13 protein-coding genes and 1 pseudogene are annotated in these 11659 nt (G+C 37.4%); 10 read left to right on the forward strand and 4 right to left on the reverse strand.

The features are described from left to right. Positions 1-9 precede the first annotated feature (9 nt). Both FC27_RS10070 and FC27_RS10075 read left to right on the forward strand, forming a co-directional pair. Positions 10-1080 (forward strand): M24 family metallopeptidase, encoded by a 1071-nt coding sequence (locus tag FC27_RS10070; RefSeq protein ID WP_010624435.1) that lies wholly within the window; start codon positions 10-12, stop codon positions 1078-1080. Positions 1081-1151: 71 nt separating this feature from the next. Continuing rightward, positions 1152-2560 (forward strand): annotated as a pseudogene (locus FC27_RS10075) (C69 family dipeptidase). A 62-nt stretch (positions 2561-2622) separates the two neighbouring features. Here FC27_RS10075 and FC27_RS10080 read toward each other — a convergent pair. Continuing rightward, positions 2623-3264, reverse strand: coding sequence for an SDR family oxidoreductase (locus FC27_RS10080; protein ID WP_010624434.1), 642 nt, complete (start codon positions 3262-3264; stop codon positions 2623-2625). Positions 3265-3356: 92 nt separating this feature from the next. Here FC27_RS10080 and FC27_RS10085 point away from each other — a divergent pair, with 92 nt between their 5' ends. Beyond that, positions 3357-4121, forward strand: coding sequence for a flavodoxin family protein (locus tag FC27_RS10085; RefSeq protein WP_010624433.1), 765 nt, complete (start codon positions 3357-3359; stop codon positions 4119-4121). A gap of 199 nt (positions 4122-4320) precedes the next feature. Here the strand turns inward: FC27_RS10085 and tpx are convergent, their stop codons facing one another. The 3 genes from tpx to FC27_RS10100 form a co-directional block, all read right to left on the reverse strand. Next, on the reverse strand, positions 4321-4815 hold the full coding sequence (tpx, locus tag FC27_RS10090) for a thiol peroxidase (RefSeq protein WP_010624432.1): 495 nt from the start codon (positions 4813-4815) through the stop codon (positions 4321-4323). A gap of 105 nt (positions 4816-4920) precedes the next feature. After that, positions 4921-5733: an SPFH domain-containing protein gene (locus tag FC27_RS10095; protein WP_010624431.1), complete on the reverse strand. Its 813-nt coding sequence runs from the start codon at positions 5731-5733 to the stop codon at positions 4921-4923. Between the two features lie 10 nt (positions 5734-5743). Next, positions 5744-6067 (reverse strand): type II toxin-antitoxin system antitoxin, encoded by a 324-nt coding sequence (locus FC27_RS10100; RefSeq protein WP_010624430.1) that lies wholly within the window; start codon positions 6065-6067, stop codon positions 5744-5746. A 139-nt stretch (positions 6068-6206) separates the two neighbouring features. Here FC27_RS10100 and FC27_RS10105 point away from each other — a divergent pair, with 139 nt between their 5' ends. From FC27_RS10105 to FC27_RS11835, 7 genes are all read left to right on the forward strand, one after another. After that, entirely contained in the window at positions 6207-6737 is a 531-nt protein-coding gene (locus FC27_RS10105; protein WP_010624429.1) for a GNAT family N-acetyltransferase, read from the forward strand. A 74-nt stretch (positions 6738-6811) separates the two neighbouring features. Then, positions 6812-7450, forward strand: coding sequence for a hypothetical protein (locus FC27_RS10110; protein ID WP_010624428.1), 639 nt, complete (start codon positions 6812-6814; stop codon positions 7448-7450). Positions 7451-7553: 103 nt separating this feature from the next. Continuing rightward, positions 7554-8345 carry a WxL domain-containing protein gene (locus FC27_RS10115; protein WP_010624427.1) on the forward strand — a complete coding sequence of 264 codons (792 nt, stop codon included), beginning with the start codon at positions 7554-7556 and terminating at the stop codon, positions 8343-8345. A 112-nt stretch (positions 8346-8457) separates the two neighbouring features. Further along, on the forward strand, positions 8458-9555 hold the full coding sequence (locus FC27_RS10120; RefSeq protein ID WP_010624426.1) for a DUF3324 domain-containing protein: 1098 nt from the start codon (positions 8458-8460) through the stop codon (positions 9553-9555). A gap of 2 nt (positions 9556-9557) precedes the next feature. Beyond that, positions 9558-10541: a WxL protein peptidoglycan domain-containing protein gene (locus FC27_RS10125; RefSeq protein ID WP_010624425.1), complete on the forward strand. Its 984-nt coding sequence runs from the start codon at positions 9558-9560 to the stop codon at positions 10539-10541. A gap of 1 nt (position 10542) precedes the next feature. Continuing rightward, positions 10543-11427 (forward strand): DUF916 domain-containing protein, encoded by an 885-nt coding sequence (locus FC27_RS10130; RefSeq protein WP_010624424.1) that lies wholly within the window; start codon positions 10543-10545, stop codon positions 11425-11427. An 8-nt stretch (positions 11428-11435) separates the two neighbouring features. Next, complete coding sequence (locus tag FC27_RS11835; RefSeq protein ID WP_155802112.1) at positions 11436-11582, forward strand: hypothetical protein; 147 nt, start codon at positions 11436-11438, stop codon at positions 11580-11582. Positions 11583-11659 lie beyond the last annotated feature (77 nt).

The raw sequence follows: 11659 nt of genomic DNA on the forward strand, positions 1-11659 counted from the left end.
ATATGTACGATGTTAAATGAAACAAAGATTCGTGAATACTTAGAAAAGAATCACTTGGATGCCTTTTTCATGGCTAAACGTGAGAATATCCGTTTTACCAGTGGCTGGACTGGTGACGATTCATATTTACTGTTAACTCAAACAGGACAATATTTCTTTACTGATCCACGTTATACCGAACAAGCTGATATTGAGATACCTGATTATCAGATCATCAATTGGCGTTTTCCTGGTAAAACAGTTGGAGACTCAGTTGCTAAAGTCGTTGCGGAAAATAAGATCAAAACAATTGCTTTTGAAGATGATTACTTAACTTTTGATATGTATGCAGATTTCGAAAATAAAGTTAAAGCTGAGCTAGTTCCTGCAGGTGGCGTGATCGACCGGATGCGGGTCATCAAATCCCCACAAGAGATCGAATATGCTCGAATCGCTTGTGAGATTTCTTGTCGAGCATACAAGCGTATTTTGAAAGATATTCATGTTGGGGCAACTGAAAAAGAATTAGCCATGAAGTTGTCGCTTTATATGACTGAAGAGGGTGCCGACAATCAACCATATGGAAACATCTTGATTTCAGGTGCCAAAACTTCATTATTGCACGGGATTCCATCTAGCAAAGCAATTGAATATGGTGACTTAGTCTTGATGGACTTCGGATGCCAGTACAAAGGTTATATGTCAGATATGACTCGGACAATCGTTGTGGGTAAGGCTACCGCTAAGCAAAAAGAAGTTTATGACTATACCAGAAAGAGCCTAGAAGCAGTTGAAAAAATGTTGAAGGCAGGCGTCAATTATAAAGATACTTATCCTGAATCTCTCAAACCACTTGAGGGTACGGAATATGGTCCGTTAACTTATAACAAGATCGGTCACAGTATTGGTCTGTTCGTTCATGAAGAACCATTACTAGCGGTCGATTATGATGATCTGATCGATGAAAACACAGTTCTAACGGTTGAACCAGGTATTTATATCCCAAGCTGGGGTGGCATTCGTTTGGAAGATCAAGGTTTAGTCACAAAAGATGGCTTTGAAAACATGATCAGTATTTCGCATGATTTGATTGAATTGTAGTGACATCTTTAAATTACGTATTTGATGAGCAAAGTTTTTTGATAAATAAATAAATTAAGGTGGGGTTTATTATGACAAAAAGATTTCGTGGTTCATGTACAGCAATGTTAGTAGGAAAAGATGCAAGCATCGATGGTTCAACAATGATTGCTAGAGATAATGATGCACACGGTTCGATCGAGCCACAGCGATTTATCGTCGTCAAACCAGAAGATCAAAAACAAGATTATCAATCAACCATCACAGGATTAAAAATTAAGTTACCAGCTGATCCAATGAAATATACTTTGACACCACGAACGATTTTAACTGAAGGTATTTGGGGTGCTTCAGGTATCAACAGTGCTAATGTCGCCATGTCAGCAACTGAAACAATTACGACTAATTCACGGATTTTAGGAGTCGATCCTTACAATTATGATGGAATCAGTGAAGAAGACTTAGAAGTAATTGTTCTACCATATATTCACAGTGCTCGTGAAGGTGTCGAACGACTAGGAAAGTTGCTGGAAAAATATGGCACATATGAACCAAACGGAATCTCGTTTGCTGATAAAGATGAGATCTGGTGGTTAGAAACTATCGGAGGACATAATTGGGCAGCCGTAAAGATTCCTGATGATGCCTATGTAGTTGCACCAAACCGGATGAACATTGATGATTTCGACTTTGATTCCGACGATACCATGGCTTCAACTAATTTGAAATCGATCATCGACGAATACCATCTCAATCCTGACCGAGATAAAATTAATCTACGTCATATCTTTGGCAGCTCGACTATCCGTGATTCAGAATATAACAATCCTCGTGCTTGGTATATTCAGAAATTGTTCAATCCCGAGATCGAACAGGATCCAAGAGATCAAGATTTGCCATTTATTTGTCACTCTAAGAAGAAATTGAGTCTGGAGGATATTAAATTTGCTTTGGGAACTCACTATGAAAATACGCCTTATGATGTTTATGGGCATATGGGTTCTGAAGACGAGAAAAAGATGTTCCGGCCAATTGGTATCAACCGTAACCACAGTTTGCACGTTTTACAGATCAGAAATGGAGTGCCAGACGAAATTGCTGGTATCCACTGGGTAGCATTTGGTGTTAATACTTTTGATACAATCGTGCCATTCTATGCCAATATTGAAGATACTCCGGCAACGTATCGAGATACACCAGCTAAATTTGACCCCGCTCAATTTACTGGCTAAGTAAGGCTATGGGATTACTTGGTGATTATGACTATGATCTATATCAAGACTCTCGGAATACTTTTGAATTAGAAGCGGTCGCTAAATTTAGAAATATTCAAATTGAAGCTGATAAAGAGGCCACTAAACAATCAGATGTGCCAGCATTTCTGACAAAAATCAATCAACAGTTAGCTGATGAGGCTTATGACAGAACAGTTGCATTATTTGGAGAAATGATCGACTTAGGTTCTCCGAAGATGAAACTACATTTTGATTTAATGGGATAAAAAAATCGTTGACCTACTATTTTAGTAGATCAACGATTTTTTGATGATCGAAAGTCATTCGATTATTTGATTGCGTCGGCGATTGGTTCGTCACCAGTTGCAAATTCATATTCTTTTTTGATTGTAGAAGGTGTTTCGATGGCTTGAACGACTGCTTTAGCAACGTCGATACGAGGGACCTTACCTGATTCGTCTTTACCTGTCAACTTGATTTTTCCAACTGAATCTTCTTCAGTCAATGAGCCTGGATGCAAGATCGTATAATCGAGGTTCGTGCCGCGTAAGTGTTCATCAGCATAGTGTTTAGCGATGTAGTATGGTCTGATTCCAGAAGCTTCCCATTTGCTACGATCTTCACTGAACATTGCACTAACCATAATGTAACGTTTGATACCTACGGCTTCAGCAACCATCATTGTCTTGATAGCTCCATCAAGGTCGATCTCCATTGTTAGATCAGCACCTGCACCACCAGCTCCGGCAGTGAAGACTAAGACATCAGCACCAGAAGCCACGATTGAATCATGAATATCTGATAGTGAAGCAGTTAGGTCTAAGAATTGTGTGGGGATGTTATTTTCTTGATAAGCCTTGATTTGTTCTTGGCTACGAAGACCAGCCACAAAATCAATATTGTGTGATTGTAGTTCTCCTACCAATAATTGTCCGACTTTACCATGTGCACCAATAATTAATACTTTCATATGCATACCTCCTCTTTATCTTAACTGTAACAACAAAAAATAATTTTTGCTAGTATTAAGAATTTAGTTATAATTAAAACTAGGAGGGAAATATGAAAATATTAGGTATTTTAGCATCGCATAAAGAGCATGGCCTTAATGCAGAGATGTTACAAAACGTGCTTGATAATGTCGGTGAAGGCGTTGAAACTGAGACGATTTATTTAGAAAACTATCATATTACACCGCATAAATATCACGAGGATAACCCAGTCCTGAACCAATTAGCTGATAAGTTAATGGAGAGTGATGTTTGGGTCTTTGGTGCTCCCACATATTGGCGTGAGTGCCCAGGTTTGTTAAAAAACTTCTTTGACTGTATGCGTCCAAAGTTTGTTTACTTTAAGGACAATGGTGACACTATTCCGGGACCATTCAAAGATAAGCATTACTTGAGTATTTCATCTTGTTATATGAGTACGACTGAAAACTTTCTGACAGGTATTACAGATGAGACGTTTAAAACCATCGACCGAGTAATGACAGCCGCAGGTGTGATCAAGGCTGGTGAGATCGTCTTACCAAACACATTTGGAATGAAAGAGATCCCAGAAAAGAAAAAAGATTTATGTGCCAAATATGGTCATAAAATCTCTAAAAAACAAGAAAAGGATGATTCTACTGTGAAAAGATATATTCAACTGTTTTTCATGATTGCTGTTATGGCTTTGATCACAATGGGGATTCAATTGCCATTGAAGGCTATCATGCCAATCGACAACTTTTGGGTCAACTATATTAGCTTTACGATTATCTTCTTCGTATTGTTAGGTTGCATCCTGCATTACATGACCTTTGTTAAGCACCGTCGGAGATAATTGTTTCTGTAAGCTTATCAAAAGTACAAATGTAAATTTGATAATTGATAAAAAACGAGGTGCGTGGGTAACCCCCGTTTTTAAATCGCTGTTTCTTTATCGATTGATAAACTTCCAATATTTTCTCATCCTATCAAAAAAACACGCTGGATCATTTAAATCGAGCGTGTTTCTACTTATAATGCTATAAAATTTTTAACTATTTCATTTGATCGATTTGATCAAGCACTTTGTCATAAGTTGGTTCGTTAGTTTCTTCTTCTAAGATTTCTGAATAGATGATTTGTTTATTAGTATCTACGACCCAAACGGAACGAGCTAAGATACCCATGGAATCAATCAAAAGGCCAGTTTTCTTACCAAAATCATGATCAGCATCGGAGAGCATTTCCATATTCTTAACGCCTTCTGCGGCACACCAGTTTCTTTGTTCTTCAATCGAGTTTGTCGAGATAGTTACGAAATTAATTTCTGAATGTCCGTCAACTTCTTGATTGAATTTCTTAGTTTGAATGCTGCAAACGCTAGTATTGATGTTAGGAACGACACTGATCAAAACTGGTTTGTCCAATAAATCGTTTAAAGTAACTTCCTTACCATCTTTGTTTTTAACAGTAAAATCTGGGAAAGTTTCACCAACGTTAGATGGTTTTCCTAGAGTAGAGACAGCCTCGCCTTTAAATGTTAGATCCATAAAAGTCACACCTTTCTTGTATGAAATTAAGTATAGATTAAATCAAATAAAAAGCATAGAAATTTGATTATGAGCAAATAGTAAGGAAATAACGGCAATTGGCCGTTATTTTTGGTTGTCTAACATTTTTTTGATGACGGGTATTTTGCCAAGATCACTGACGTTATCTCCCGAAACTACAACTGTGTTAGCTGGTGAAGTTGCTAATTGAGAAAAGGCATTAATAGTTTGATTTTTGAAATATCCTTCTTTGGCTTTGTCCAAGCTTTGATTCATTTGTTCAATCCGATAACTTTCTGCATCAGCTCGGGTCCTGGTTGCTTTGGCTTGGGCATTGGCCGTAGCAATCAAGGCATCATTCTTAGCTTTAGTGGTCAATTCGATACTCTTAGATTCACCCTCTGCTTTGGAGATAGCCGCAATTCTTTCTCGGTCAGCTTTTAATTGCTTATCCATTGAATCTTGGATCGATGGTGTAGGCTTCAATTCATCAATATTAATTCGGTCAACATTGATGCCATATGTATTGGTTAGATCGCCAATGGCGTTAGCCAATTCTTGATTGATCTTTGAAGTAGAACCGAGGGCTTGATTTAGGTCCATTCGACCAGTGATATCTCGCAAATGACCACGGACCAATTGTGACATCGATTCGACGGAATCAGTGTTTTCGTAACGATATTTGACCGCATCTGTGACATGATAATTCAACGTCAAACTGGCGCGGACGTCAGCGTTATCCTTAGTGATGATCGAATAATCAGGAAGTTTGAGTGGATTCATTGCTAAACTTACTGGGTAGATTTTTTGTAGAAATGGAATGTAGAAGTGTAATCCCGCATCAACGCTGTGATGATATTTTCCCAAAAATTCAACTAGACCTTTGTGATTTTGATGAACGATTTTTATACCAAACATGAAATTCCCCCTATTTAAGTGGTTCTAAAGTTAAAATGTTGCCATTTGCTTCAATAATCGTGTAGTCATCTTGAACATCAACCGCTTGGCCGTTGTTTAAAATATAGCGGTAGTAAATACCGTGGACACTTACCAAGCCACTTTCAGTCAAAATCTCACTCCCTTTGATTGTCTGGCCAACGATCTGACGATTTTCAAACGTTTCTTGCTTGGTACTTTCTTGCAAAAGATGCACAATATAATTATTGATGCTGCGATTTTCTGATTTGGCCTTTGCCGTGACTTGTTCATACAAATCATGGTCAAGCCGAAGTAAAAATTTTTTCTCTGCCATATTATAATGATATCATATTGATATTACGGTTAAAGGAAAAGCCCCAATAGTATGGTGCGCTTTGAAAAATATTCACAGATAATACTAATATAATACTAATTATGTATCGAGACGAAAACTTATTGAAAAGGGTATGAAAATGAACATAGCGAATGATGAAATTGAGATTCGAAATTTTATTGAAGCTGACTTTAACACTTTTTATCAATTAACAAGTGACAAAGAAAGCCATCAGACTGCGGGATTGGAATACGAACCGAATGAAAATAAATCTAAAAATATTTTTGATAAATATTTAGTTCTTGCCAATTCCTATGCAGTGGCCTTAAAATCAAGTCACCAGATGCTTGGCATCATTGAGCTAAATGAACGCGGTGTTTCGAATGGTTTGGATAAAACTCGAGAAGTAGGGTTTATCATTGCTCCAGTTTTTCGGCACAAGGGCTATGCCACACAGGCTCTCAAGTTGATTCTAAATTATGGTTTCAAAACACTTGCTCTCACAGAAATTTGGGCATCTGTTAAGACAAACAATGCTGTCCCTCAGACTCTTTTGACTAAATTAGGGTTTAGGTATATTTACCAAGTCAGTCAAGATCCACTGCACTTGGAGTCACAGGAAAACATGTTGAAATATTATTTATTAAAGAACGAAGATGGAACAGATTAATAAAATAACCTGTTTTTTTTATTATTTTATTTATCGAATGATAAATAAAAATTCTTAAAGGAGAGGTGGAGATCATGTTTAAAAAGAGATCTCGTCGTCGTACCAACAATCATAAGAAAATAACCCTGATTGCCATCAGTGCCTCGATCATTATTGGAATAACTGGGGGGCTAGGTTTGAATTTAGTTCAATCCGATGCCCAAGTTGGACAAAATCGCAAGGTTTCAAATGTTTCAGTTGAAGTCACTAATAATGGAACTAGCACTGAAGAACAAAATCTTGGGAAACCAGATAAGAAACCAAATCACAAAACAAATCACAAACCGAACCTTAAACCTAGTAAAAAACCTGGATCTCACGGTAATAATCATGGAAGTAATCACATTGTCAGTGGTGGAGTTGGTCATGGGTCAGGCAACTCCAGTAACCTTAGTCAAGGTTCCAATTTAGGCCATGGTCAAAATGCCAGCTCAGAAGTAGGGGACGAGTCGGATAGCGATATCAATGATTCAGGAACTAATGCCAATTCCAGTTTAAATGGTGATAATGAAGATGAAGTGCCAGCAGTAAAGGTCGATAACCGTAAGCAGTTTCCACAAACAGGAGAAAGCAAAAATCGACTAACCATAATTGGTATAGTGATGCTATGCGTCTTATTAAGTGCGTTGGTTCAGACAAAATACAAAAATATCAATGTAAAAAACCAGAAATAAATTATACAAAAATATACAAAACTTCTAGTTTAAATTTTGATATTTATCTGCTAACATTCGGAACGTGTTAAACAATAAAAAAATTCTAGGGAGGAATTTTAACATGAAGATTACAAGAACTGCTTTAGTAAGCTCCATTGCTGCCGTAGGTATGGTTATCGGTGGTATCGCTCCAACAACAGTTAACGCTGCTGATGCTACAGAATTAAATTTGAATAATGGTAAATTGATTACATCTACAAAAGAGAATGCAGGACAGGCTTATTCAACTGCTAATGTTACTGTTATTTCAGGATTCTTAACTCTTGAAAAAGTACCTAATTTTAGTTTCGTTAAAGCTCAAGCAGGAACAGATACTAAGTTAGATACAAGTAATAAGTTAGAAACAAGTAATAAGGCTCTTAACGATGATGGTAATAATCAAGGCCTTTTACAAATTACTGAATCACGTTCAGGAACTGAAAATAAAGGATTTGATCTGACAGCTCAGTTGGGTGAATTCAAGGAATCAGATGGTAAAGCTGCAACTTTAAAAGATGGAAGCAAAGAATCTGCTTTTTCATTAAAATTGAATAGTGTTAAAGCTACTAATTTATCAGATAAAAATTCCAATATGACAACTAAAGAAGCTAATTTAGTAGCCGGTGGAGATGCCGCTTCAGTATTGTCAGCTAAGGCAGGCAATGGAGCTGGTACTTATCAAGCAATGTTCACTGACCCAAGCTCAGCCTTATTGAAGGTATCAAAAGATTTAGTTACAAGTTCAAGTAGTACTACAAATGGAGGCCAAAATGTAACTTCATATACAGGTCAAATTACTTGGACATTGACTGCCAAGGCAGCAGGTGCAACAGAAAAGCCTGATGGAAACGCACCACAAACTCCAGCTGCATAATATTTGTCGACCACAAAGTGTCAGTTTCAAATCACTTATCGAAAGCCACTACATTTGTAGTGGCTTTTGATTGCATTTTAAGAGTTCTACATTTAACACTCGGAGGGTATCAATGAATCAATTTGTTAAAAAACTTATCTTTGGCATAGCAGTTGTTTTTGCTATCTTGACTGGCTTACATTTCGGTACAGCTCAGGCGGCGACTTCTGGTGATTATACCTTGAAGCCAACAACTAGCGATGATTCCAAAGTTAATGTTGACGGTGGTTTTTACCTTATCAATGGTGAACCTGGTGAGACGGTCGATGTTAAAGTAGAAATTTATAATACTGATAAATCGGATCGGAAATTTTTGGCGATGATCAATACTGCTTATACGAATGACGAAGGTAACCCAGGATATGATTCGACACAAGTTTCTGATCCAAACTTAAAGATCCAAATGAAAAAAATCACTGAAAACAATCATCAAATCGTTCCTGTAGCAGGTGATGAATCGACCACGGTAACCTTTAAAGTTAAAGTCCCTAGCCAAAGATTTTCTGGCTATTTAATGGGTGGCGTCAACGTCAGCCCTTATCATGAGAAAGCTAAGGGTACCGTTTCTCAAAATGGTACTTTGATCAAAAACAAATTTAGCTATTCATTACCGATTCAGTTAACGCAAAAGGATAGTAGTGGGAGTGATGTTAATTATAAAATCAATTCTGTTAAACCAAAGGTCATCAGTTCTGGTGATAATGGTCAAGTTGGGGTAGCGGCTAATGTAGCTAATACCAAGAATGCTTATCTACCGGATTTAAGTTCACACGCTGTTGTGACCAAATATGGTGATAAGAAATTCAAGATAACTACTAATAAGGATAATCAGTCACCAGTACCAACATCTAACTATAATTACGGGATCAGTTGGGGTGACCAACCATTAACGGCCGGTAAATATCATCTGAAATTAACTTATTCTGGAAATGGCGTTAGAAATTGGACCTTGAACAAAGATTTTGTCATTACTGATGCCCAAGCTACTAAATATAATAAATTAGCTGGCCATAAACCAAATTACCTCTGGCTCTATATCACACTAGGAGTGCTCTTGTTAGCACTGATTCTCGGACTAGGGATTTATCTAGGAAATAAAAAAGGTCAAGGTAGCGGCAAACAACGTAATCGCAACCGTTCAAGACGTCGTAACCGCAGTCGTCGACGCTAATAATGAATTTTAAAAAAGTTTTGTTGGTATTTGCCACGATTGTGTTGTCAATAATCACTGCTGGCATGGAATTGGAAACAGTCAAAGCGGATATCCAAAATGTTTCGGTCACACCTTTGGTCGAAGGAACAGATTCCGCAGATCGTTTTGAGATTTCTGCTGAACCAAACTCAGTAAAAGCCTTAAAACTTTCAGTCACCAATTTTGGTCTACAACCCGTTGAAATCAAGGTTAAACCAACGAATGCTACAACTAGTCCTAGCGGTGAGATTGGTTTTGACGATTCTGTCGCAGTAGGTAATTATGGCTTGAAGTACGCTTTTTCCAGTATGACTGAAGCACAATCGCTTCGGCTCAAAAAGAATCAAACTAAAGATCTAACTTTCAAAGTAAAGTTGCCTTCCCAGCAGCTTTCTGGAACGGTGATCGGCGGATTTGATGTCTATGATACTCACCATCCTAACGATGGTCATTCAGGTGTTGGTGTTTATTTTAAAACCAATAAATCTGAAACAAGCAATCAGCCGTTGAAATTTCACGGGATTACACCAGTCGTTCATGGTGAACAACCATATTTAAATGTTGATCTGGCCAATTATAATTCGAAAATTTTGAAAGATTCAACAGTACAAATAAAAATCAAGAAAAATAATTGGTACAACAAACTGGGTTTGAGTAATGATTATCAAGTTCAAGATATGGATTTTAAAACTATTGCACCTAATTCCAAAGTGCCGATTGAATTCGATTTAAAACAAACGCCAGTGATACCTGGTCGCTACTTAGTTGAAGGTTCTATCAAAAGATCAGGTCAAGTTTGGCATTTTAAAGAGAACGTCAAAGTTTCATCCGTTGCCGCTAATTTAGTCAATCAGGCGTCGAAAAATTTGATTTATGACAAGACTGGTCTTTATGTGACCATTATTGGGATACTCTCAATGATCATTATTTTGATTTTTTGGGGCATCAGTTATCAGAGGAGATAAAATGAAACGAATCGTTATAATATTGACACTAGTATTAGCAATTTTGACCGGAATAACTTTTACTAAAACAGTTCGCGCCGATGATACTAGTGCTAAAAAATCCTACTCGATCCAGGCAGTCATGCCCGAGAACCAATTGGATAAAAACCTGACCTATTATGACATCCAGTCGAAACCAAATTTCCAACAAAACTTGGAATTAGTCGTTTTCAATACTGGAACGGAATCGATTGATGTTAATGTTGAACTAAATAACGCTTATACAGCCGATGCTGCAACTATCGGCTACGAAAAATTTTCAGCTAAGACGTATAATAATCCCAATCCAGAGCTAACTTTGCTCGTTCAAGGATCACGCCGTCAAAAGGTCAAATTGGCGGCCGGTAGTACAAAAAAAGTTATTTTCAAGATCAAGAATCCTGCCAAACCATTTCAAGGGATAATTCTTGGTGGTATCACGACTACAGCATCGGTCGACACTTCTTCAAATCAAAACATCGATGTATCGAATCAGATCCGTTACGTTAAAGGAGTGGTACTTCACTCCAAAGCTGACCCGATAACACCTAATATGAATCTGCTAAGTGCTGCACCTCGCTCGATCAATCATGATGTTGGCTTAGGTTTTCGTCTAAGTAATGAAGCCCCGGTCAATATCAATGACGTCCAAGTAAAAGCTAAGATTAACCATAAAGGAATGAAAACCATCAAATATAGTGCGGACAAGTTGCAAATTGCCCCCAATACAAAATTTGATTATTTTATTCCTATCAAGCATTTAGAACCAGGCAGTTATACTAGCGAAATAACCTTTAGCAGTAAATCTGGATATACAAAACTTTCCACAATAAACTGCAGGTCACCCAAGGAAAAATTCAAGCATTAGATGAATCAATGCAAGAGCGTTCATCAAACAAGTTTTGGATCATCGTTATTCTTAGTTTGGTAGCAATCTTAGTAGCTGGACTTTGGTTCTTCATGTATGCAACAGGTAAGAAAATAGGTCTGAAAAGGTCGATTGAATCAGAAGATATCGAATAAAAAAATGCTGATAATTCAAATTACGAATTATCAGCATTTTTGTCTGCCATAAAATTAGGGTCTAAACTTTCTGGTAT

Origin of the sequence: Companilactobacillus versmoldensis DSM 14857 = KCTC 3814 (assembly GCF_001434295.1) — a bacterium.
GTDB lineage: Bacteria > Bacillota > Bacilli > Lactobacillales > Lactobacillaceae > Companilactobacillus > Companilactobacillus versmoldensis.